This window comes from Vibrio sp. 070316B, from assembly GCF_013114115.1.
GTDB lineage: Bacteria > Pseudomonadota > Gammaproteobacteria > Enterobacterales > Vibrionaceae > Vibrio > Vibrio chagasii_B.
Genome location: NZ_VTYC01000020.1, coordinates 17,037 through 40,359, shown reverse-complemented (window position 1 = coordinate 40,359; position 23,323 = coordinate 17,037). Strand labels below are relative to the sequence as shown.

Below are 23,323 nucleotides of genomic sequence, written 5' to 3'. Positions count from 1 at the left end.
ACGACGCAGTAAGAGGCATTCTAAATAGTGGCACCGTTAGATGCAATCACGCCTTTGTACCACTCAAAAGACTTCTTGCGCTTACGCTCAAGTGTGCCTGATTGATCGTTGTGTTTGTCTACGTAAATAAAACCGTAACGCTTTTTCATCTCACCGGTGGTGAACGACACCAAATCGATACAGCCCCAAGGGGTATAACCCATGAGGTCAACGCCATCGATCACTACGGCTTTTTTCATCTCTTTGATATGGTCGCCAAGGTAAGCAATACGGTAGTCATCATTGATACTGCCATCTTCTTCGATGGTATCAACCGCGCCAAAACCATTCTCAACGATAAACAGTGGCACTTCATAGCGCTCATAAAGAGACGCCAAACAGTAACGCAAACCTGTTGGATCAATCGGCCAGCCCCAATCGCTCGACTTGATAAATGGGTTCTCTACCGAGTTTTCATGACCACCGTCCATCGCTTCTTCTGTCGATTGATGAGAAGACGAGTCCAAGGTGTTTGACATGTAATAGCTAAAGCCAAGGTAATCCGCTTTACCCTCTTTCAAGATTTGTTCATCTTCAGGCTGCATTTCGATATTGAAGCCTTTAATAGCCCAGTCACGTTTTGCGTAGCTTGGGTAATGACCGCGAACCATCACATCTGAGAAGAAGTAACGATCGCGCATCGCTTGCTGCGCCACCATGATATCTTCTGGTTTTGAAGAGCGAGGATAGAAAGGCACCATCGCACACATTGCACCGATCTGAAGATCTGGGTTGATCTCGTGGCCTTTCTTCACCACCAAGGCACTCGCAACAAACTGATGGTGAACCGCTTGGTACATGGCTTCTTGAGGCTTTTCGCACTGTGGGAACTTCACGCCAGAGCATAACCAACCGAAGATGTCTGCCGAGGTGTTCATCTGGTTGTTGATCTCGTTAAACGTCATCCAATACTTCACTTTATACTGGTAACGCTCCATCACTGTGGTTGAGTACTTAACGAAGAAGTCGATCACTTTACGGTTCATCCAGCCACCGTATTCTTTAGCTAGATAGTAAGGCATTTCAAAGTGGCTCAGTGTCACAACTGGCTGAATATCGTATTTCAGAAGCTCATCAAATAGGTCATCGTAAAACGCCAAACCCGCTTCACACGGTTCAGCTTCATCGCCGTTCGGGAAGATTCGTGTCCACGCAATGCTGGTGCGGAAGCACTTAAAGCCCATCTCAGCGAATAACTTAATGTCTTCTTTATAGCGATGGTAGAAATCCACAGCAACTTGGTTGGGGTAGTTTTCGCGGTCGATCACGCCATCGGTGATTCGACGTTGTACACCATGAGCGCCCGCTGTTAATACATCAACAACACTGACACCTTTACCATTCGCATCCCAGCCGCCTTCTAACTGATGCGCTGCTACTGCACCGCCCCATAAAAAATCGTTCGGAAATTCGTTGTTCATACCATTACTCGCTACAAGTTATTCGTGAAAAAGATCGGAACTAGAACGCCAACTGCAGCTCTGAAACCGATTTCAATAAAGCAAAGATACAACCTGAAACCGGTTTCAACAAGAGTTTTTTGGATCTTTTTTTGATCACAATATGGGGTTGAAAAAGCACTCTTAAGCGATGAATAACATTCAAAAACGCCAACACCTAATGCAAAAAAGCCAGCTCTACGTGGGTTGAGCTGGCTTTGCGTTGTTAAAGAAAAGAGTCGGTCAGACTACGACAATGGCAATTGACGGATCATTTGTTGAACCTCATTACCATATTTTATACGCTGTCTGGTCTCTTCGAGCGCGTACATTTGAGTCTTCTTCGCTGCAGGATTAACACTTCGACCTTCGGTTACCATATTATCCGCTGATGACTTTTCCTGATCTAATCGCCCAGGTATCGTTTTCACCGTAGACCAGCCCAAACTGCCAATCGAGCGCGCCGTCATTATGCCTTGATAGATGGTATAACCTCGTGCACTCACCTTTACTTGCCCAAGGAGGATCTTAGTGTAGCCGCCATGAATCGGAGGAGGCGTGTACGTCATTGTCTTGCCGCCCTGAGTCATTCTGGTCGCAATCACCTGCCCCTCAGAACTCCCTATTCGCATTGCTGGGTTCGTTTTATTGGCCCATGCCACATTATACTCACCGGAAGGTCTGATTTTATTCATCAAGCGAGAACCTAGGCCTGGCTGTGTGACATCTTCCAAAGCACCACCTGCTCTTACCCAACGCAGATTCTGAACCGATTTATAGGCCGAATATCCACCACTCACTACACCAATAATATCGAATGGGATCGTCGCTATATCGAGTTTGCGGGAAATGTCCCCATCATCAATCACACCAGACGCAATTTGTAATGCACCGCTGGTCATTCCTGCAATACCGCCGATGATGCCCGCAGCTAATACTAAACTTGAGCCACCAGTAGGCGCGGCCAATGCAATGCCAACTATCCCTGCAAGCACACCAAAAGCACCAAACAAGATCTTGCTGATGTTCAGGTGCCCACTTGGGTCAGTGAAATTAATAGGATCATTGTGACAATACACATAAGCGTTATGCACACCCTCATTAAAAGGCGCCAAACTGTCGGGGGCATTGAAGCGCATCAGCTTAGGCTGGTAGACGCGATAGCCTTGACCTAAGTGATAACCTTGCAACACAGGGTCCAGCCACTCACCATTGAAGCCAATGTCTGAGTGAGAGATTGCCATCGACTGCGCCATCGCTAAACGAACTGAAGTCGGTAGCAAGGATATGCCACCAGCCACTGCAGCAGTTTGACCAATTTTAATCAGAAACTGACGGCGATTAAGTGGGGTAATAAATACCGAGTCTTTATTCTTCATTTGCATTCCCCGCTTGCTCACGTTGTCCATATGGAGAGTAACGGTACGTTGAGCCCGTTTTTCCTGAAGTATTAGAGGCAACGACAGAACCATTTTGATCCGTCGCTAACAGGGTCGTCTCCGAGCCTGTCTCTGACCATATAGGTACCCCTTCGTGATAGATATACTGAGTCAGTGTGCCGTTTTCCTCTATTGCTGAGAGGTCACCCCATAGATAGCTAAATTGGCGAGATTCAGATGGCGACTGCTGAGCCGAAAGTCGGTCATTACTGTCATAGTGGTAAAGCCATTCAGTATTGTCGGCAAACACGCGTTGTAGGCGGTCGAAGTTGTCATACTCGAGCACGCGACCGTCCGCATCTTGAGTCATATTGCCATTCAAGTCGTACTCGATTGATATTTGGCTATCCAGTTGTGGATGAGAGTGAGTAATACTGGTCAACCGACAAGGGTCATCCGACTCGTAAAAATAACGAGCGAAATCTTCAGATTCAGCCGTCAATGTACGCTGAGTCAACATGTTACCTAGCTCGTCATAGCTCCATTCAATTGAAGTCATTGGCTGTCCCCAATCACTCAAAGGTCCCGCCCCAAAAAATTCAACCTTAGTAAGCTGAGCAAGCTCGTCATAGGTATAGCTTTCTGTCAGGTTGCCTAATGTCGCACACTCTTTGGTACGAGATTCGAGCATACCTAGCGCGTTATATTCTTGTGATTGCTCAAAGATATAATGGTCGTTCAAGGCAATAGCGCGGTTCACTTCTCGACTGTATTCATCCCACTCAAGCTCGGTGATTTGAGTTTGATTTCCAGACACCAAGGTTTCGACAATCACACGATCAAAATCGTCATACTCGTAATAAACCGTTGTCGAGTTTGAGCTCAGCTTCACCAAGCGTCCTAGTTCATCATAACCATACTGTCGAGTATCCGTGTCGCCATCAATGGCAGCGATAACCCCACCATCCGAATAGCTGTAGTAACGAATCTGTCCTTCATTCACCTCAACTTCAGGTAACCCCTTCGACGAATAGGTAATGGTACTTTGATTGCCTTCATTATCTTGACTCCCGGTTTGCAAGCCGGATATTGGGTCATGACTATAGTTAGCAACCTGCCCATCAGACGATTTCGCACTCAACACACCCAGCTGACTATCGCGAGTAAACTTACGCACCGGCGCTGACAAGCTAGTTTCGGTTTCAGGAATATTACTGCTGTCTGAGTAGGACCAACTCAACGCCGCTTGAGTACTCGCACCGCGTCGCAGTGTTCGCTGACGCCCTAAGCCATCAATGTCACGTTTCCCCACCGTTGTCCCGCCAATCTTTAGGTCTATAACCTGTGACTGATCGGTATGCTCAGCATAGGTGATGTCGTGATCGACACCGTTCGCTTGAGTCATGCGAATCACGCGATCAAATCGGTCGTAATGGTAGTGCTTAGATTGAGCAAGCGGGTTGGTTTCTTTGATCAGTCTCCCCCACGAATCATACTCATAATCCCAGCTATGAATCCCCTGCTCTTTTTTGTCTTCAAGACCCCAAGTGTTCAGAGAGCTGACCGTCATGGTTAAGCCTTCAATACCCTGAGTTTTCTTACGCGATGCAAGGTTGTTAAATTCAACGCGACGTTTTCCGTTCGCAAGCAGTGTCGATTTAACTTGCCCCCAGTCATCGTATTCATAGCTCTCGGTCAGCACCACAGGTGCCGATCTAGAATTACGATCAGGCAGTACATCGTAGGCACTCTTACTTTGTAGTCTGCCGAACGCATCGTACATTTTTGTCCATACGACTGAGTTGCCAACCTTGGCTTCTAATTCTCGCCCTTGACCATCCCAACTCTGTTCACACAAATTACCTTTGCAGTCTGTTAACAACAGAGTTTGTCGGCTCAAACCTGTATCAACAAGGTATTGGTACGAACGGGATGCACTTCCTTCAATACGCTCTTCGGTGGTTCTTCGCAGCGTGTCATACGCAAATGAACAACTGACACCATCCGAGTCGACATGTCGCGCTAACTCGCCAATATCAAGGTAGTGACCGACAACAAGGTTGGTTTTCGTATTATCATGACAAGTCAGTTCTTCGTGTTCTTCAAGGACATCATTATCCAGTGCATACTGATAGCGCGAAGTGGCAGAATAGACACCATTAGGATGAAGGATGTCATTTTGCACCGAAGCCAGTCGACTAAATGAATAGGTATCACGCGTATCAGTTTGATAGGCATAATGAGTTTGGTAGCGTTGCGTATCTTCTTCTAAGCTCAGCACCACGTCTCGCTGACCATTTAAACCCTCTAGAGAAGCATACTGGTATGCGATCACTCTTTGTTCTGAGCCATTGTCTAACGTGCGAGACTTGACGAAATTCACCATGCCAGTTGGTGATGCCGGACAGCCCGTCTCACCATTTTTAGCATAGTATTCATAGTGTTCCGTAATACTATTCTCGTCGACAAATCTAAGCATGTTGCCGTATTCATCAAAGTCCCAGAATCTATTTTGAGCTTGGCTATCCGATCCAGAAAACCAGATCTGCTCCTCTTTACTGATCAATGAGTACTGAGCGGGTTGAGCGGAAAACTCTTGATTATCAAGGGCGGGATAGTCCAACCTTTTCAAATGAACAAGGTTGCCATCGACGTGTCGAGCTTCTTCAACAAGTAAGTGGAATTGGTTGTAGGTTTGAGCAGTGACAATAGAGCCATTTTCAATTTTTTGTACGCGATAGCTGTACTCTCTGCCGCGCTCCAGCAAATTATCAAGCCCTTCGCTCAACTCGCCACCAGGCGATCCGTACCCCATAAAATTACGACTATCGGTACCAATGCTGTCATAGGTTGTCGTAATGATAGGAGAGTTGAGAGTCAGCACATCATGAGCAGTCACCGCAGGTAGATAGGTCATCGAATTAATTCGAATACCATCGGCTCGGTATCTTAGCCTTTCAGTCAAACCGCAAGGATGGACCACTTCATCAATTAACGTGTACGAACCAATATCTTGATAGCCAAAGCCATAGCTCCCCGCACGCTCGGGTAAATTGCATTGAACCAGCTTACTGTTGTTTAACGTAAGACTAAAAAAGGCTTCATGGGTGCTGCCAATATTGGTAAAAATGTTTATGCGCCCTGCGCTCACATATTCAACCCACAGCAGTGCTGTTTGCTTATCTGTTCTGTCGTCCCAAACTTTGTCCAAGCGCTTCTTGCCGCCAATATTGAGCCAAGAAAAGTAGAGAGCATGTCCATTGCTTTGAACTACCTTAATGATATTGCCATCTTTATCTAGAATATCAGTACGGCCATTTTTATAAGTAATTTCGTAACCATTCGCACTAGACGATACCGAAAAATCGAGCAGCTTTTTGTAGCGAATACTCATTTCTAGATTGGCATTTAATTCGGCGCGATAGGATTGTCCATTGGCCAGGTAGAGTTGTTTGTTTTCAATATCGTATCTCGGGAGATTCAACTTCCAGCCTTTACCAAAACCAAGGTTGTCGGCTGAGTAAGGAGAGAATTGAATGGAGATGTCGAGGTTTGGTCCCTTGAGCCAGTTACCAATAAGAGAGCCAAGTAAGATTTGGTATGAGTAGCTTCTGGTTCTTTGGTCTACGCCGCCCGAACAAAAGCTATCAAAGTTAAAAGCATTTGAAGTCCAATTAGACATAAATTTCCCCTAAAGTGAATGAGTTAGCCCAAATGGTTGAGCTAACTCTGTTTTGTTCGAATGTTATTGGCTAACTAGGGTCCAACGGGTGTAATCCCATTTCTGACCACCACCAGTAAATTCACTTTGAGGATAAGTAAGCTTCAATGGTCCCTTGTTACCGTACTGGTCAAATACAGTAAATCGGTACTCCTTTTGCGAATCGTTGTTTGATGTTGCGTTATTCGAATATAACAGCTTGCTAAGAGTCACTGATCTCAGCTGTTGGTTAACACGCCACACAGCAGTTCTGCCTTCACCAGCAGCACTATTCCAAACATACTCGTCAGAGACATTGCGCTCTGAACCTGGAACAAATATATAACCTTTCACAGAGCGATTATCATCTGGGCAATCTGAGTAGCAGCCCAACCATTCATCGTTTAGGAACACTTTATCGCTATCCGACTCGTCAAAGTTATCCATAGCAACCTGAACCAGTTGAACGGACGTATCTTTCGGCGTCACATAAAAGTTACGCATCTCTGCTTTATCAAAATAGAACCCGTCGGCGTTGGCTTCTTCCCACACCAACTCACCCTCTCCAAGCTCAGAAAAATCAGCAGCGCTGTAAGACTTAGGCTGCACGCTTTGGTAGAACGCAGTGCTTTCATTCGGGAAGGCACAGCTATCGTAGTAATTGTTGTCATACTGGCTTCCGGCATCGAACTTAACCTTCATACACACTTCACGATATTGAGCGACTTCGTTGCTATACACCCAAGCGGTTAATTTAGTATCACTTGCTGAAACACGAGACGTAGGAAGGGTTTTCGAGTAACCGTAACTGCTACCCATTTGGTGAGAGTAGTCATTTGGATTCAACGTGTATCCCCAACAACCTCTTCCGTAACTGCAGTCTTTATCTTTGCCTAACTCCAGCCCACTATTCTTTAGGTAAAAAGATATCGCCCCCTCTAAGTCACTCTTAGATACGGTCACTGGTCTGCCGTAGCTATCCGCAAAAGAAACAGAAACGCTGAGTTTTGACTGCATTCTTCCGTTAGCATAAAAAGGCATTGGTACACCATTGCTTTCATTATGATCAGCCGTCAGATCATCGTCGACCACATGATAATCACCATTAATGGCAGCAACACTTACATTAGAAAAAACACACGCCGACATTGCTAATAACAATGACTTCTTCATCGATAACTTCATAGTATTGACCCTCAACATTATTCGTTAAGAAATTAAATAAAAAGCACAGTTATCTTTAGATATGACAGTTTTTTGATAATTAAATCATCTTAAGGTCTTTGCCTTATTTAATGTTCACATCATCAAATTTGTAAACGCCATTGACCATTCCGATAACCATTACTTACAACCCATTTAATTGATTAAACGGACAGCGCCAAGTTAATTAATCACCTTAGCAATGTAAAATTTCTAAATATTGAAAAGCCAAACTAGGACATAAAACAAACTTACAAACCATCCAAATATAAAACAATAAGTTACATTGACCTTAATGTTAATAGTTCAACAATATTCAAGTAATCACTCACCTCCACAACAAAGAAGGATTAGTTTTTATAAAATTCGGCATGTTTATTTGTTGTCACTCGCATCAATACCCACACTTAATGTTAACAATATCAATGATTTTAGAACGTTTTTTATAATTTAGAATATATTCATAGAAAGTTAACCATATAAATAAAGAGGATATAATCATCACTTTGCTTATTATCGAGTAAACTTCAGGTCTCGTTAAATTTGTCAAAATTTAATTTTCATCATTAAGTTATAAAATAAACTTTCGTTTATCGTGATAAAAATAATCTATATGGTTTTACCTCATTCCTATTAATTAAATTTATGAAAGATTCATTAATTCCTATCCGTTACTCCTCAGAGTTTTCTTGATAACTTATTTGACCCGTCTACCAGTGTAGGCTTTATGCTCAGCACCCATTCATCAAGAGGTGTGTTATGTCTATTCATCGTTCCTTCGCAGTACCTCGTCCGCTGCTTTCATTTTTCGACGGACTGTCCGACCCAGCAAAAGGAATTGCACTGGCGCTTATCTCAAATGCGCTGTTCATATTAGTCGGCGTTATTGTCCGCGAGTTGAGCCAGAGCATTGATATTTTCCAGATCTTGCTATTTCGCCAACTGGTTTTTGTGACCTTATTAATGCCATCGATAATCAGCAACATCGATGCAATGCTCCACCCTAAAATGGTGTCGATGCATGTATGGCGTGTCACAGGAGCGTTCATCGCACTCTACTTCAGCTTCTTAACCGTCAGTAATATTCCGTTTGCCGATGCAACCGCATTAGGATTTCTGAAAGTGTTGTTCGTGGCAGTTATCTCTCGTTTATTCCTGAAAGAAAACGTTGGTTGGGCTCGCATGACGACGATCCTAATTGGCTTTACTGGAGTGATGTTAGTCGTACAACCCTCCTTAGAAAGCGAATCTATGTTCTATGTTGGAACAGGATTAGTCGCGGCATTAGGTGCTGCTATTGCGGTTATCTGTGTAAGGAAAATGGCGAATGTAGAATCGAAAACCGTTGTATTGGCCTACCAAGCCATCTTTGTTGGCGCTGTTGCGTTAATCCCAGCGATCATTGAATGGCAATGGCCGACATGGTCTGAACTGGCTTTATTAGTTCTGGTCGGCGTTATCTCTTCTATCGGGCAGTGGTTTGGAGTGACAGCTTATAAATGGGGGGAAGCGAACGTGGTGTCGAATGTCGAATACTCACAAATGATCTACTCAATGGTTCTAGGCTATCTGTTGTTTGCTGAGCTACCAAACTCACTCGCTTTGATCGGTGCGAGCGTGATTTTATTCAGTGCCATCCTACCGTTTATCATAAAAGTGAAGCGGAAACACTAACAGTCTATTGTTCAGGCTAACTGTTAACTGATTAGCTATTTATGCCCCAAACCCCATTTAACGAGGGGCATTGATCATTCGTTTATCAATGGTGCTCAAAATACTGATCGTGTTGTGATTTAGCAGACTGATCTTGAGTTCCAGGATAGAACTGGACGAGCGTCTGATCGGCGAGCGTAAGATGAATCCAACCTTCTTTTACCCTTAGCCAATTAGTGCCGTTTTTCTCATAGACAATAGGAAAGCGGCCCCAGCCAGAATCCGACACCTGTAGCTCTTGAAAGCGTTCAATTGAGGTAAGCTGCTCACTTTCAAAACTTGCACTCGAATAAACAGGCAAAGGGGCAATAGCATCGCTTGGCTTAAACGTATAACAACTTACAGACGCAGAAGTTCGGTCAAACCATTGATACGGTTGAGCTCCGATTAGATCGTAAACCGTACAATCATTAAATTTGATAGCCCACACTTGATGCTCTTTAAAGCCAAGGTAGCCAATCGGTTGAGATGGTTCGATTGTTGTCTCTGGTGCATCAACCTGTGCTAGCTCTGAGGACGTACATCCCATCAAACTCAGACTAAAAACAAAAGCCAAAATTCGCTTCATCATTGCCCCCTCAAATCCGTAAGTCATTCAATCGAGTTCTTACATTAAACGGTAAGTTCCAAGCGATTACCATCAGGATCGAGTACACAGCTCTCATAATAGCCATCACCGGTTCTTCTTGGACCATCTAAGCGTTCATACCCCTCTTCAACCAAGCGGCGAGTAAGCTCATCTACTGCTTGCTCTGAACCCAATGAAATAGCCATATGAATGAAGCCAGTGAATTGATCATAGATGTCATCTTTCGATTCAGGAACCGAGTCCATTTCCATGATCTCTAAGCGGCTACCACTCTCAAAAGACAAGAAGTAAGACGAAAAGCCTTTGGTTGGATTGTGGTATTTCTGGTTAGATGTCGCGCCAAAGTAATCTTCATAAAATCGTTTAAGTACTTCGAGTTGTTTGGTCCAAATCGCGATATGTTCAATCTTCATTTTTATCACCTAATGTTTACGTATGACACTAGATTACTCGCCAAATAAGGAAGGATAAACAGAACAGAAAGTACCATTAGCATTCCTATTTTATCGGTGACATTTCGCCCAGTCGCTGCGCAATATTGCTATCTCAGTTTGTGTAATAGTTAGCTTTGCTCCATAGTCGGTGTTTTACACAATCGAGATTTAAACTGTGAGCTATTTTAAATTGATAATGCTAGCCGCCATATGGGGAGGTTCATTCCTTTTCATGAGAATTGCGGCCAATCCTTTAGGCCCAGCGGTCCTAATTGAAGCGCGAGTTTTATGCGCGGCAATCACCCTACTTTTGGTTTCATTTTATCTAAAGAGAAAGCTCTCATTTAATGCTCACTCGAAACACTTTTTCATTCTCGGTTTGTTTAACACCGCGCTTCCTTTTTTGTGTTTCGCTTATGCGGCTCAAACACTGAATGCTTCAACCCTCGCGATCCTGAACTCCACGGCACCGATATGGGCGGCAATCATTGGAGCTATATGGACCAAAACTGCACTTGAGAGCAAGGTATTACTTGGGCTAGGTGTTGGTGTTACTGGGGTTAGCGTGTTAGTTGGTTGGGATGCATTCAATATTGGCCAAGAAGCCATTCTTCCAATCTTTGCAGCCGTGATGGCCGCATTTAGCTACGGTATCGCGTCTAACTACACCAAAACAGCACCTAAGGTTGAAGCTTTCAACAATGCCCACGGCAGCATGTGGGCAGCAGTGTTAATCGTATTACCCTTTGTGTTTTTCATGCCAATGAGAGAGGCACCCGATCTCACGATTACCACATCGGTCATCTTATTAGGTGCAGTATGTACCGGGTTAGCGTACCTGCTTTATTTCAATCTCATCAATGAGCTTGGTGCGCCTTCAGCGCTTTCAGTTACCTTTCTAATTCCCGTTTTTGGCATCCTTTGGGGTAACTTGTTCTTAGGTGAAGCTATTGGCATTAATACTGTGGTTGGCTCTATCTTGGTTATCACTGGTACCATGCTGGTGACCGGTTTATCTCCAACGCAGATGTTCAAAAATGCACGCCAAAAACGTCGCCAACGAGCAAGCTAAGTTCGGCATAATTTCACTTTGATTATCAATAAAAGTGGAACAATCAAGAACAAAAGCGGCCTCATTTTAGAGGCCATTTTTATAGTTCTATCTTCAGATTCAGCTGTTTTCAGACTTCTTCATGTATTGCTGAACCTTATCTCTTAACCACTGATGGGCAGAATTCAAGTCGGTTCTTTTATGCCAGATCATGTATTGCTGCATCGGAACAATTTCGAATGGTTGTTCCAATACTTGTAGCTGGAAGGTCTCCGCAAATTGATTAGCAAAATCACGTGACGTACTGCCTACGCAATCCGATCCCGCTACCAATACACACATGGTCATGATCGAATCACACTCTGCACTCACTTTCCTTTGCTTGAGTGGCGTTTTAGTGAAGTATTCTGCCGTGTATAGGCGAGTTCGACGCATCCGAAACGTAATGTGTTTTTCGTCATAATACTGCTCTTGTGTTACCGAGCCATTGATTCTAGGGTGACCTTTTCGAGCTATAAGCACTAGCTCATCTTCAATTACTGGCTTTGTCATATAGCCATTCACTTGCGGGTAATGAATATCGATCGCGAGATCCGCTTGCTGCATGCTCAAGCTTTGAAGCAACTCCTCTTCGTTGTTCGGCACCATGTTAAATTCGATTGAGATATTGCCTAAGGTCTTATCCCGTTCAACGAGAGGCTGAAGTTTGTTGAGACCGATTTCGTTAACCAAAATTCGAAACACATGATGCTGCTGATTATCGAACTGCTTTAGCGTGCTGACCGCGCTGGTTATCCCTTCTAAGGCAGGTTCCACTCGAATCGCTAATTGCACTGCCGCATTGGTAGGCGTGATCCCGCGCCCTTCGCGAATAAAGAGGTCGGTATCGAGTTGACCTTGTAAACGCTTCAAAGCGCCACTCACTCCAGGTTGAGTCATGCCAAGAGATTCGGAGGCCAAAGTAATCGACTTCAATCGGTACACCTCTAAAAACACACTTAGTAGATTCAGGTCTAGCTTTTCAATATCGCTCACAGCAGCTCTCCATGTTTGCTTGAGGCCGTATTTAGCATACGACAAGGTTTCATTCTGAACCGATACCTTAATACAACTAAAACACATCACTGTTCGTGATACGTTAAATAAAGCTTACTTTATTTTTTGCTATATGTGTTGGGTGTACCATTTATTCATCGTAACGAGCTCTAAATGGGAATAGCTCTAATAGTAACTTTAAATACTTGCTATTAAGTACCACAAGCCGGAGCGATATAACGATAACAACGTCAGACCAAGCTAAAATAGCCACAGGCTACTAACGACAAAGCCTCAACCAATTTCGACGGTTGAGGCTTACTCCCTTCTCAAAACTTTACACATCATAAATTAAGATTTTCTCAATAACGAACACATGCCTTCTCTCTATCCTGTGAGGTATTAGAAACTTTGCGCAATTAAACTTTGTTATAAAAGTGCTTCGGAATCGATATCAAGGGAAAGATATGCAGAAAACAATTCTGATCACAGGAGCCACAGATGGCATTGGTTTAGAGACCGCAAAAATGCTCGCTCAGCAGGGACACCACATTCTGATTCATGGTCGAAGCCCTGCCAAGATCAACAAAGTTGCCGCAGCTCTATCTCGACTTTCTAAGACAGCAGTCATTGAAAGTTATGTTGCAGACCTATCAACACTCTCAGAAGTCGAAGCGCTCGCAACTCAGATAATGGCTTACCACCAGCGACTCGACGTTCTTATCAACAACGCAGGCGTGTATAAGGTGTCGGAAGTCACAACTCCAGACAACCTTGATGTGCGTTTTGTGGTTAACACGATTGCGCCTTATCTACTAACACAAAAGCTGCTCCCTCTTTTTGATACGCACGGCCGTATCGTCAACCTATCTTCAGCAGCTCAATCACCCGTAGATTTAAATGCCCTTATCAGCCCAAATGCAGGAGAATTGGATGGCCCCGTTTACGCACAAAGTAAACTCGCACTCACGATGTGGTCGATTGATTTGGCGAATGCCTTAGCAAATAGCCCAGCAACTAACGGCCTCGCGGTTATTCCAGTAAACCCAGCCTCTTTCTTGGGGAGCAAGCTGGTCAAAGATGCTTATGGCGTTGATGGTAATGATCTTGCAATTGGCGCAGACATCCTTTGCCGTGCAGCGCTCAGCGATGAATTTGCCGATGCCTCAGGGCGATACTTCGATAATGACTCTGGATTATTCAAGGACCCTCACAACGATGCGCTTGATCCCACTAAAAACCGTAAACTGGTGGAAGTTATCGAGCAGCTGTTACAAGCGAAACTAAAGGTGACACATTCTGCTTAACCACTAAGTTAACTAACTTTTTCTAGATATTCCGTCTATCTATACAGAGAACAAACTTAGGGGAAATAAAAAGGCCGGTATCAACCGGCCCTTTGTTCTCACATTTATATTTTTAGCCAATTGCGCGAACTAGCTCCGCGATACCTTCCCAATCGCCCTTATCCATTTTGTCGGTAGGAACCATCCAAGTACCACCGCAGGCAACGACTGATTTCAGTGCTAAGTAAGAATCTACGTTAGCAGGACTCACGCCACCTGTCGGCATAAAGTTAACTGGATACACTGCCGAAAGTGCTTTCAACATAGCAACACCACCTGATGGCTCTGCAGGAAAGAACTTAAGAGTTTTAAGACCCATTTCCATTGCTTGCTCAACCAAGCTGGGATTGTTGACACCCGGTACAATCGCAACGCCACGCTGCTGACAGTATTTTACCGTTGTCGGGTTTAAGCCAGGACTCACAATAAAATCAACACCCGCATCAATCGCAATATCCACCTGCTCTGTCGTTAGTACTGTACCAGCGCCAATCAGTAACTCAGGGTAGGCTTCTCGCATCAAACGAATAGACTCTGCTGCCGCGTCTGTACGATACGTTACTTCTGCGCAAGGTAGGCCATTCTCTACCAACACTTTGGCAAGAGGAACCGCTTGGGCAACATCGTTAATAGCGATAACAGGAACAATCCGAGTGTCTCTGAGTCGCTGTTCAATAGTTTTCATTGTTCGTTTCTCTTATTTTGAACTGGAAGATTACGCTAAATCACTGCCATTGCTCGCAATGACTTTTTTGTACCAATGGAACGACTTTTTCGGAATTCGATTCAGAGTTCCATTGCCTAGGTTGTCTCTATCTACATAAATGAAACCGTAACGCTTACTCATTTCCCCTGTCGACGCTGCAACCAAATCAATACAACCCCAAGGTGTGTACCCCATCAGTGGAACACCATCTTCCATCGCTTCGTGCATCGCAACAATGTGCTGACGAAGATAATCGATACGGTAGTCATCGTTTACTTCACCCTTGTCATCCAAGATGTCACGAGCGCCTAAGCCGTTCTCAACTAAGAAAAGTGGTTTCTGGTAACGATCGTATAGGGTATTCATCGTGATACGAAGACCAGTAGGATCGATCACCCACCCCCAGTCACTGGCTGGTAGATGAGGGTTTTTGATTGACTTAACAACGTTCGCTGCACTCGTATTCCCTGCATCCATGTCAGCAGAAGCGCAACGTGAAGCGTAGTAACTGAAAGAGATGAAATCGACAGTATTTTTCAAGATCTCGAAATCTTCTTCTTGTGTCTCTAGTACCACACCTTTGTTATCAAATACCTTTTGAGCATAAGATGGGTAGTAACCACGCGATTGAACATCGATAAAGAATAGGTTCTCACGGTCTTTTTCCATCGCCATGAGTACGTCTTCAGGCTTGCAAGAGTATGGGTAGAAGTTACCGCCCGCTAACATGCAACCCACTTGGTTCTGCTCGTCCACTTCATGGGCAATTTTAGTCACTAAAGCACTCGCCACTAGCTCATGGTGAGCGGCTTGGTATTTCACTTGATCGTGATTTTCGCCTTCTTGGAACAACAATCCAGCCCCCGAAAACGGGCTTGCCAGCAGAATATTAATCTCATTAAAGGTTAGCCAATACTTCACCAAACCTTTGTAGTTCTCAAAACAGGTTCTCGCGTAACGGCTAAAGAACTCAATCATCTTACGATTACGCCACGAGCCATACTCATTAACTAAGTGCATTGGCACATCGAAATGACACAAGGTAACGAGTGGCTCAATGCCGTATTTCTTACACTCTTCAAAAACATCACGGTAAAAATCTAAACCAGCTTGGTTCGGCTCTAGCTCATCACCCTTTGGAAAAATTCGGCTCCAAGCGATGGATACGCGGAACACTTTAAATCCCATCTCTGCCAGCAAGGCGATGTCTTCTTTGTAACGATGATAAAAGTCTATCGCGTTATGGCTTGGGTAGAACTCGTCTTCGCTGAGCGTCACCTTATCAACCTGACCAAGTTTGATTGGCATGCGGTTCTCACCGTAAGGAATCATATCTACGGTTGTTAGGCCTTTACCACCCGCTAAGTGCGCGCCTTCAGACTGGTTTGCAGCAATTGCACCGCCCCATAAAAAATCGTCAGGAAATTGAATATTTGACATCGAATACCTCGGAAACAATAAAAGTCACCTTACGATGAGGTAAGGTGACTGAATAAATAAAATCAATATCAGTTAAGAAGCAGATACCACTGTGACCTTCTCTTCTGCTTTATCAGCTTCTTTCTTTGCTGATTCCGTATTTGTTTTTTCATTGGCGTCGTCTTCAGGAATATCTTCAAAGCCTAGAACTAGAGTTAGGACGAATGACAGCACGATAGACAATGCGATAAGCCCAAACACCCAAACGATGCTCATAGGGTCATTCACGTCAAAAAACTGCACGCTAGTAAACAAGCTTGGCGCCGCCATTGAGTGACTCGCAAGGCCACCCATGCCCGCTAACGCACCTACGATAAAACCAGTAATCATTGTTGCGATCAGAGGGCGTTTCAGACGAACAAGCACACCGTACAATGCTGGCTCAGAGATACCCGCGAAAATAGCGGAAGCACCAGCAGCCAAGGAAGTTTGTTTCAGCGCGCTGTTCTTAGTTTTGTAAGCAACAGCAAGACACGCGCCACCCATACCGATATTGGCACCGATCTCTGATGGCATAACCATGCCTTCACGACCAGTTTCAGCAATAGTTTGGATTATGGTTGGCGTAAACACACGGTGCATACCAGTCAACACTAGTAACGGCCAAAGCGCGCCCATGATTGCAACCGACAACCAACCTAATGTGTCATGAATTGTGTAAACAAGCGCTGAAAGTGCCGTACCTACCCAAATACCAAATGGACCAATCAATACAATCGCAATTGGCGCTGCAATCAATACGATCAACATTGGTTTGAGGAAGTTTTTGGTTACCGCTGGCGTGATGCTATCCACCCAACGCTCGATGTAAGACAGTACCCAAGTCATGACTAACACAGGAATAACTGTGTAGGTGTACTTAACTGAAGTAATTGGAATACCGAAGAAATCAACGTGCTTGCCTTCTGCTGCTTGCGCCATCAATTCCATAAAATTTGGATGAATCAAGACACCAGCAATCGCAATGGAAAGAGACATGTTGGTCTTGAATTTGATCGATGCTGAAGCGGCAACCATAACAGGTAGGAAGAAGAAGGCACCGTCACCGATAGCTTTCAGAATAATTAACGTAGGTGCGTTAGGCTCAACCCAACCTAGCATCTCTAGCACCATGGCTAGAAGTTTAACCATTGATCCGCCAATGATTGCGGGGATAAGAGGCGACATAGTGCCAACCAGTGCGTCTAACATTTTCGCACCAATTGATTTAGCCGTTAGTTTCTCTTTTTTTGCAGGAGCTTCTGACTCAACAGCATCTGATAGATCGCAAAGCGCCATCACTTCCTTGTATGCATACGATACCTCGTTACCAATGATAACTTGTACTTTGTCACCATTATCAACAACACCCATCACACCTTTCAGTGCTTTCAATTTGTTGATATCGACGCCATCTTGGCTGTGTAAAACGAATCGTAGTCGAGTCATACAGTGTGTCAGGGCTGCAACGTTTGTTTTGCCCCCAAGATGCTCAACAACAGATTTCGCAATTGCGCGGTAATCGTTGGCCATTTTATCCCCCAAAGATCTCTTTTCAGTGATTTTTTAAACGCGAAATATAGTGAGATGTGACCATTTCTGAGTCAATGCGGTGCAAAAACAACCACAATTGTTGTGAAATGTTGTTTTGTGTCCTTCATCACACTTCCTTAAGTTACCGGTAACATGTTACCGATAACACTTATAAGATAAAGCCATATTTTCAAGCGATGTTCAAAATTGAGATCACGCGCAAATTTGTAAAGAGGATTGAGTTATGACTGGTAGTAGTGTTATCGTCATGGGAGTCAGTGCTTGTGGGAAGAGCACAGTAGGCGAGCAGTTAGCAAGAAGGCTTGGACGTAAGTTTATTGATGGTGACGACCTACATCCTCGAGCAAATATTCAAAAAATGGCATCAGGGCAACCTCTAAACGATGATGATCGCACCCCGTGGTTAGAGCGTGTACGTGATGCTGCTTATAGCTTAGAAAGCAAAAATGAACACGGCATTATCGTGTGCTCGGCCTTGAAGAAAAAATACCGTGACCAAATTCGAGAGGGAAACAAGAACATTACCTTCCTGTTTCTCGATGGAGATATTGACCTAATCTTGCAGCGCATGCGCCAACGTCAAGGCCACTTCATGAAAGAGAACATGATTAAAAGCCAGTTTGAAGCGTTAGAAAGACCGGATAATGAAGCCGATACCGTCGTTATTAGCATTAATAGCGATATTGACAAGGTTGTTGATTGTGCGGCAATTGTTCTCTCTATGACCGATGAGGCCGTTGTATGATCCACCCAATGATCCAAGCGGTTACTCAGCGATTGCTCGATCGCAGTACGGCGACTCGTCAAGAATTTTTAAGCCGAACTCAGCAACAAGCCTCAGCAGGAAAAGGAGGGAAAGGGCTCTCTTGTGGCAACTTGGCTCATGCTGTCGCCGCTTCTTGTTCCGATGAGAAAAGAGCCATCTTAGATCTGACTAAATCTAATGTGGCGTTAATCAACTCTTACAACGATATGTTAAGCGCCCACCAGCCCTATCAGCACTATCCTGATCAGATCAAAAAGGCGTTAGCTAAGTTCGGCCATACATCTCAAGTAGCGGGTTGTGTACCAGCAATGTGTGATGGAGTAACTCAAGGGCAACCAGGCATGGATATGTCTTTGTTTTCAAGAGACTTAATTGCTCAGTCCACGGCTATGTCGCTCAGCCATAACGTTTTTGATTCCACACTATTACTCGGAATCTGCGATAAAATCGCCCCAGGGCAGTTAATGGGAGCACTCTCCTTTGCACACTTGCCAACTGCTTTTGTTCCAGCAGGATTAATGGCAACCGGGATTAGCAATGAAGAGAAAGTAAACGTACGCCAAGAGTATGCCGCAGGTAAAGTAGGAAAAAGCGCTCTACTTGATATGGAATGCAACGCTTACCACTCCGCTGGTACATGTACATTTTACGGCACCGCGAACACTAATCAGCTCGTATTCGAAGCAATGGGCTTGATGCTACCAGGCTCAGCGTTTATTCACCCTGACTCTGAATTGCGCGCATCACTCACTCAGCATGCCGCCATTGAAATTGCTTCAATGACACCACAAGCTTCAAATTTCCGCCCGCTCTCTGAAGTCTTTACTGCTAAAAGCTTAATCAATGGCATTGTTGCTCTACTCGCCTCAGGTGGCAGCACTAACCACAGCATTCACATGGTCGCGGTCGCGCGTGCTGCTGGGTTTATTCTCACTTGGCAAGACATCAGCGATTTATCCGAAGTCGTTCCTTTACTTGCCAGAGTTTATCCAAATGGTCCAGCTGACATGAATGCATTCCAAGCGGCAGGCGGAGTTCCAGCATTGTTACATCGTCTGAACCAAGACAACCTGCTGCATCGTGATGTCACACCAACCTTTGGATCGTTTGAAGAACAAATGACAATTCCTGAGATTGAAGATGGACGGCTGATTTGGCGAACGTGTGAACAATCAGCAGACCACGACGTCATCGCGGGGCCGGAACACGTCTTTCAAGCAACAGGTGGGACACGAGTGCTTTCTGGAAACCTAGGCAATGCAGTCATTAAAGTCTCAGCTGTCGCCGAAGAACAGCGTGTAATAGAAGCTCCAGCTGTGGTTTTCGACTGTCAACATAAGGTGGAAGCCGCCTATCAGCGAGGCGAACTCAATAAAGACTGTATTGTTGTAGTGATAAACAATGGACCTGCAGCAAACGGGATGCCGGAACTGCATAAGCTCATGCCTATTCTTGGCAACATACAAAAACAGGGGTTTAAAGTCGCTCTGGTTACTGATGGTCGCCTCTCTGGTGCCTCTGGGAAAATACCATCTGCGATTCATGTCTCGCCGGAGGCCATTCGAGGTGGAGCAATTGGACTTGTCAGGGACGGGGATATCTTGCGCCTAGATTGCACGAATGGCGAACTCAATGACCTCAGCGATATGCAGGCTCGCCAAGCTCAGAAGTTTGAGGTTAAAGCAGAAGAACAAACTCTGGGGCGAAACTTATTCAGCGTCATGCGCCAAAGTGTTTCAAGTGCCGATCAAGGTGCAAGCTTTATCGTTTAAACGCGTTCTCACGTAAATTCAAAAGTAAAGGGGACATCCTAGTGTCCCCTTTTCGATTGCTAATATGCTTGGCTTGACTACACACTCTCGCCATCGGTAATGCGATAGCCCATATCCACTATCGTTTCCGAAATGTTTTGACCTTTCAATCGAGCAAGCAGTAACTCAGCGCTTTTCTTACCCATCTCATAACGTGGAGTATCCACACTAGTCAATTTTGGTCGAATGGTTTGTCCAATATCTAACGCGTTATAACCAACCACAGCAAGCTGTTTCGGCACTTCTATCCCGCGTTGCTGAGCGATAAGCAAAGTACCAATCGCGATATCATCATTGGTGCAGAAAACACCATCAAGATCTGGGTAATCAGCCAGAGCACGATCAAGCAGATCTTCAGCTAAAGAGAAGTTTGAGTGCTGTTCAGTCAAAACATGCTTAGGCTCTAATCCAGCCTCACGCATCGCTTTATCATACCCTTGCAAACGCAATTGTGTTCGAGCATCAAGCCTCGCACCGAAGTAAGCAATAGAACGTTTTCCCGCTTCAATCATGCGCTTCACAACATGATAAGAAGCATCGATATGGTCTAAGCCGACAACCATATCGATCGGGTTACTTGGCAATTCCATGGTTTCAACCACAGACACCCCTGAGTTCTTAATCATCTGTAATGTGCGAGGTGTGTGGTGACTTTCGGTGAGTATCAGCCCATCAACATGATAAGAGAGCAACGAGGCAATTTTTTCTTCCTCTTCTACTGCGTCATAACTAAAGTGAGCGAGTAAGGTCTCATAGCCATTCTCTTTAGTCACGGTTTCAATACCTTGAACAAAAGCCGCGAAGATTTGGTTTGATAGAGAAGGAAGTAAGATACCGATCGCTTTACTCGACGACTTAGAGAGCATCGCTGGCGCTTTGTTTTCGATGTATCCCATCTCTTCAATAACCGCAGCAATTTTCTCGCGAGTTTTGGCTGCAACTGAATCGGGGTTGCGCATGTAACGGGAGACGGTCATCTTAGTGACGCCTACTTTGTCTGCCACATCTTGCAGTGTGGTTCGAGTTTTCTTGTGCTGTTCTGTCATAACTATTTGAACTCTTTATTATGTTACAAGTAACATTATAAAGTTTCCGCTCCCTCAACTTCAACCCATTCGTTCTCAACAACACATAGTTTTGGAATTTTTCGTGCCCCAACTAGTTCGTATAGAGTTTAAAGTAGACTCGCACTATGCGTGCTTAATAAAGGCTTGGCTTAACTGCTGAAAGAGTGAGTCTACGTTGGGCAAGGGCGTTACATGTTCAGATAAAAGCGTATGAACGTGCGGCTCTACAATGGTTGGGTTACCGCAGATTTGATTATAAAAATTTACTGGTGCAACGATGTTATCTAAGTCGACATCTAATAGGATACAAGCTTGCGAAAGTACGATTTGACCGCCCCCGTGTTTCAACAAAACACGCTGAGCAGTACCCACTATTTTTTGCTTATTGATATTGAGGTTATAGTCACCATCGCAATAAGAACGCGGGGTTGCGTGTACATCGACATCAACGCCTAACTCTTTAAAAAACAGGGTCAAGACATTGCACAGATGTAGATACGCTTTTTGAATATTATACGCTTCGTCGGAAGGCCAATGATAAATGTGCGATAGGTTAATGACTCCCGGTAACTGGGGAACGGGAGCACCACCCGTTTTACGCGAAGAGAGTTGCCAACCTTGTGCCTCAAGTTGCTTTCTAGACTCCAACGTCACTGGCCACTTTTTACCTGCAGGCAAAACAAGTGTCGGCGTTTTGGCTTGCCACAACATCAAGGCTTGCCCAATCTCACCATCCTGAATCTGCTGCAATAGCTCATCTTCTTTTTCAAACGCACGATCAACATCAATGTGCGGGTAACGCACAAGTTTATTCGTTAACTTCAACGCACTTTCCTCTACAACTTGTGAGTTCGAATTAATCACTAGCCCTAGATTAATAATATATCCCCCAAATCTAATACAACATAGCGCCAGAGGTACAAAATTTTATTATTCCTATCTATGCAGTATCGGCTTAGTTAAAAACCTCGTGCTTGGACAGCTTTAGTCAAGCAAGGTTGTCTGATATGGTGACGGCAGAACTTCAGCAATTGTTTTAGATAGTATTGAATATGAAAACACTCACCATACTTGATGGCGGCATGGGCCGAGAACTCAAAGAAATTGGCGCCCCCTTCTCGCAGCCTCTTTGGAGCGCTCAAGCGCTGATTGAAGCTCCGGATTTTGTTAGCCAAGCGCACCAAAACTTTGTCGATGCAGGCGCTGAAATCATAATTACCAACAGCTATGCGTGTGTGCCTTTTCATTTGGGTGAAGAACTGTTCGCACAAAGAGGATTCGAGCTAGCAGCGCTATCTGGCGAATTAGCTAGAGCAGTTGCTGACCAAGCGCCTCAAGCGGTCAAAGTAGCAGGCTCTATCCCACCACCATTTGGTAGCTACCGACCTGACTTATTCAAAGTCGAACAAGCGGCATCTATCATTCAAACCCTCTATGATGCACAAGAACCAAATATCGACCTATGGTTAGTAGAAACCCTATGCAGCATACAAGAGTTTGAATCCATTCATACGGTACTGAAGCAATCAACGAAACCGTGTTACTACGCCTTTAGCTTAGAAGATACCAAAGGCGACTTTGCATCGATTCGTTCTGGTGAGAGCGTAAAAGAAGCCGTCAAACTGGTTTGTCAGTCTAACGCGACAGGCATCATGTTTAACTGTTCAGTACCGGAAGTAATGGATCAAGCGATTATCGATACCAAACAGGTTATGGATGAGTTAGGCCAAGATCTAGAAATCGGTGTCTATGCGAATAACTTTGCGCCGATCAGCAGTGAACATGAAGCGAATGACATGCTTCAAGAAATGCGCGAGTTAGATGGCCAAGGTTACTTAGCTTACGCAAAACGCTGGCACGAACTTGGTGCCAATATTGTTGGTGGTTGCTGCGGTATTGGACCAAAGCACATTCAAGCTCTAGCGGATTGGAAGCGCTCCACACAAAGCTAAAACCGCCCCTTCGATTAGAATTACAAAAATAGAGAACAGATTGAAAGATCTGTTCTCTATTTGTTTGTAGCGTCTCTAAGT

At 44.6% G+C, this 23,323-nt stretch carries 18 protein-coding genes; 6 read left to right on the top strand and 12 right to left on the bottom strand.

All coding sequences use genetic code 11. The annotated features are described in order from the left end of the window. Window positions 1–20: 20 nt before the first annotated feature. The 4 genes from F0251_RS15405 to F0251_RS15390 all read right to left on the bottom strand — a co-directional run bounded on the left by F0251_RS15405 (window position 21) and on the right by F0251_RS15390 (window position 7,730). Entirely contained in the window at window positions 21–1,460 is a 1,440-nt protein-coding gene (locus F0251_RS15405; RefSeq protein ID WP_171731292.1) for a 6-phospho-beta-glucosidase, read from the bottom strand. Window positions 1,461–1,726: 266 nt separating this feature from the next. Further along, window positions 1,727–2,857, bottom strand: coding sequence for an RHS repeat-associated core domain-containing protein (locus F0251_RS15400; protein ID WP_061032054.1), 1,131 nt, complete (start codon window positions 2,855–2,857; stop codon window positions 1,727–1,729). After that, complete coding sequence (locus F0251_RS15395; protein ID WP_171731291.1) at window positions 2,847–6,539, bottom strand: RHS repeat protein; 3,693 nt, start codon at window positions 6,537–6,539, stop codon at window positions 2,847–2,849. Before F0251_RS15395 ends, F0251_RS15400 begins: the two co-directional genes overlap by 11 nt. A gap of 63 nt (window positions 6,540–6,602) precedes the next feature. Beyond that, a complete protein-coding gene (locus tag F0251_RS15390) occupies window positions 6,603–7,730 on the bottom strand; it encodes a hypothetical protein (protein ID WP_171731331.1) in 1,128 nt (375 codons plus the stop codon). Window positions 7,731–8,519: 789 nt separating this feature from the next. Between F0251_RS15390 and F0251_RS15385 the strand changes: the two genes are divergently transcribed. Next, window positions 8,520–9,434 carry a DMT family transporter gene (locus F0251_RS15385; RefSeq protein WP_171731290.1) on the top strand — a complete coding sequence of 305 codons (915 nt, stop codon included), beginning with the start codon at window positions 8,520–8,522 and terminating at the stop codon, window positions 9,432–9,434. A gap of 85 nt (window positions 9,435–9,519) precedes the next feature. Here the strand turns inward: F0251_RS15385 and F0251_RS15380 are convergent, their stop codons facing one another. Beyond that, complete coding sequence (locus F0251_RS15380) at window positions 9,520–10,044, bottom strand: hypothetical protein (RefSeq protein ID WP_171731330.1); 525 nt, start codon at window positions 10,042–10,044, stop codon at window positions 9,520–9,522. Between the two features lie 41 nt (window positions 10,045–10,085). Further along, a complete protein-coding gene (locus F0251_RS15375) occupies window positions 10,086–10,475 on the bottom strand; it encodes a VOC family protein (protein ID WP_171731289.1) in 390 nt (129 codons plus the stop codon). Window positions 10,476–10,728: 253 nt separating this feature from the next. Between F0251_RS15375 and F0251_RS15370 the strand changes: the two genes are divergently transcribed. Continuing rightward, window positions 10,729–11,568, top strand: coding sequence for a DMT family transporter (locus F0251_RS15370; protein WP_253820275.1), 840 nt, complete (start codon window positions 10,729–10,731; stop codon window positions 11,566–11,568). 99 nt (window positions 11,569–11,667) lie between these two features. Here F0251_RS15370 and F0251_RS15365 read toward each other — a convergent pair whose 3' ends face one another. Beyond that, window positions 11,668–12,582, bottom strand: a complete 915-nt coding sequence (locus F0251_RS15365) for a LysR family transcriptional regulator (protein ID WP_171731288.1) — start codon at window positions 12,580–12,582, stop codon at window positions 11,668–11,670. 467 nt (window positions 12,583–13,049) lie between these two features. Here F0251_RS15365 and F0251_RS15360 point away from each other — a divergent pair, with 467 nt between their 5' ends. Then, window positions 13,050–13,889 carry an SDR family NAD(P)-dependent oxidoreductase gene (locus tag F0251_RS15360; protein WP_171731287.1) on the top strand — a complete coding sequence of 280 codons (840 nt, stop codon included), beginning with the start codon at window positions 13,050–13,052 and terminating at the stop codon, window positions 13,887–13,889. A gap of 112 nt (window positions 13,890–14,001) precedes the next feature. On the opposite strand, the gene F0251_RS15355 is transcribed toward F0251_RS15360, so the two are convergent. The 3 genes from F0251_RS15355 to ascF all read right to left on the bottom strand — a co-directional run bounded on the left by F0251_RS15355 (window position 14,002) and on the right by ascF (window position 17,625). Next, the gene (locus F0251_RS15355; RefSeq protein ID WP_171731286.1) at window positions 14,002–14,613 is read right to left on the bottom strand and encodes a bifunctional 4-hydroxy-2-oxoglutarate aldolase/2-dehydro-3-deoxy-phosphogluconate aldolase; all 612 of its coding nucleotides are present in this window, start codon (window positions 14,611–14,613) and stop codon (window positions 14,002–14,004) included. 30 nt (window positions 14,614–14,643) lie between these two features. Beyond that, a complete protein-coding gene (gene ascB / locus F0251_RS15350) occupies window positions 14,644–16,074 on the bottom strand; it encodes a 6-phospho-beta-glucosidase (RefSeq protein ID WP_171731285.1) in 1,431 nt (476 codons plus the stop codon). Between the two features lie 72 nt (window positions 16,075–16,146). Continuing rightward, complete coding sequence (ascF, locus tag F0251_RS15345) at window positions 16,147–17,625, bottom strand: PTS cellobiose/arbutin/salicin transporter subunit IIBC (protein ID WP_171731284.1); 1,479 nt, start codon at window positions 17,623–17,625, stop codon at window positions 16,147–16,149. A gap of 244 nt (window positions 17,626–17,869) precedes the next feature. Here ascF and F0251_RS15340 point away from each other — a divergent pair, with 244 nt between their 5' ends. Together F0251_RS15340 and edd are read left to right on the top strand one after the other, a co-directional pair. Continuing rightward, complete coding sequence (locus F0251_RS15340) at window positions 17,870–18,391, top strand: gluconokinase (protein ID WP_171731283.1); 522 nt, start codon at window positions 17,870–17,872, stop codon at window positions 18,389–18,391. Then, complete coding sequence (edd, locus tag F0251_RS15335) at window positions 18,388–20,184, top strand: phosphogluconate dehydratase (RefSeq protein WP_171731282.1); 1,797 nt, start codon at window positions 18,388–18,390, stop codon at window positions 20,182–20,184. The genes F0251_RS15340 and edd overlap by 4 nt, the downstream gene beginning before the upstream one ends. Window positions 20,185–20,261: 77 nt before the next feature. Here the strand turns inward: edd and F0251_RS15330 are convergent, their stop codons facing one another. Together F0251_RS15330 and F0251_RS15325 are read right to left on the bottom strand one after the other, a co-directional pair. Further along, window positions 20,262–21,269, bottom strand: coding sequence for a substrate-binding domain-containing protein (locus F0251_RS15330; protein ID WP_171731281.1), 1,008 nt, complete (start codon window positions 21,267–21,269; stop codon window positions 20,262–20,264). A 144-nt stretch (window positions 21,270–21,413) separates the two neighbouring features. Further along, the gene (locus tag F0251_RS15325) at window positions 21,414–22,115 is read right to left on the bottom strand and encodes a lipoate--protein ligase (protein ID WP_171731280.1); all 702 of its coding nucleotides are present in this window, start codon (window positions 22,113–22,115) and stop codon (window positions 21,414–21,416) included. 227 nt (window positions 22,116–22,342) lie between these two features. Here F0251_RS15325 and F0251_RS15320 point away from each other — a divergent pair, with 227 nt between their 5' ends. After that, entirely contained in the window at window positions 22,343–23,242 is a 900-nt protein-coding gene (locus tag F0251_RS15320) for a homocysteine S-methyltransferase family protein (protein ID WP_171731279.1), read from the top strand. Window positions 23,243–23,323 lie beyond the last annotated feature (81 nt).

What these genes read in the sequence shown, in the direction of transcription:
- F0251_RS15405 (WP_171731292.1), bottom strand. Translation starts at nt 1,460, where the DNA reads ATGAACAACGAATTTCCGAACGATTTTTTATGGGGCGGTGCAGTAGCA.
- F0251_RS15400 (WP_061032054.1), bottom strand. Translation starts at nt 2,857, where the DNA reads ATGAAGAATAAAGACTCGGTATTTATTACCCCACTTAATCGCCGTCAG.
- F0251_RS15395 (WP_171731291.1), bottom strand. Translation starts at nt 6,539, where the DNA reads ATGTCTAATTGGACTTCAAATGCTTTTAACTTTGATAGCTTTTGTTCG.
- F0251_RS15390 (WP_171731331.1), bottom strand. Translation starts at nt 7,730, where the DNA reads ATGAAGAAGTCATTGTTATTAGCAATGTCGGCGTGTGTTTTTTCTAAT.
- F0251_RS15385 (WP_171731290.1), top strand. Translation starts at nt 8,520, where the DNA reads ATGTCTATTCATCGTTCCTTCGCAGTACCTCGTCCGCTGCTTTCATTT.
- F0251_RS15380 (WP_171731330.1), bottom strand. Translation starts at nt 10,044, where the DNA reads ATGATGAAGCGAATTTTGGCTTTTGTTTTTAGTCTGAGTTTGATGGGA.
- F0251_RS15375 (WP_171731289.1), bottom strand. Translation starts at nt 10,475, where the DNA reads ATGAAGATTGAACATATCGCGATTTGGACCAAACAACTCGAAGTACTT.
- F0251_RS15370 (WP_253820275.1), top strand. Translation starts at nt 10,729, where the DNA reads ATGAGAATTGCGGCCAATCCTTTAGGCCCAGCGGTCCTAATTGAAGCG.
- F0251_RS15360 (WP_171731287.1), top strand. Translation starts at nt 13,050, where the DNA reads ATGCAGAAAACAATTCTGATCACAGGAGCCACAGATGGCATTGGTTTA.
- F0251_RS15355 (WP_171731286.1), bottom strand. Translation starts at nt 14,613, where the DNA reads ATGAAAACTATTGAACAGCGACTCAGAGACACTCGGATTGTTCCTGTT.
- ascB (WP_171731285.1), bottom strand. Translation starts at nt 16,074, where the DNA reads ATGTCAAATATTCAATTTCCTGACGATTTTTTATGGGGCGGTGCAATT.
- ascF (WP_171731284.1), bottom strand. Translation starts at nt 17,625, where the DNA reads ATGGCCAACGATTACCGCGCAATTGCGAAATCTGTTGTTGAGCATCTT.
- F0251_RS15340 (WP_171731283.1), top strand. Translation starts at nt 17,870, where the DNA reads ATGACTGGTAGTAGTGTTATCGTCATGGGAGTCAGTGCTTGTGGGAAG.
- edd (WP_171731282.1), top strand. Translation starts at nt 18,388, where the DNA reads ATGATCCACCCAATGATCCAAGCGGTTACTCAGCGATTGCTCGATCGC.
- F0251_RS15330 (WP_171731281.1), bottom strand. Translation starts at nt 21,269, where the DNA reads ATGACAGAACAGCACAAGAAAACTCGAACCACACTGCAAGATGTGGCA.
- F0251_RS15320 (WP_171731279.1), top strand. Translation starts at nt 22,343, where the DNA reads ATGAAAACACTCACCATACTTGATGGCGGCATGGGCCGAGAACTCAAA.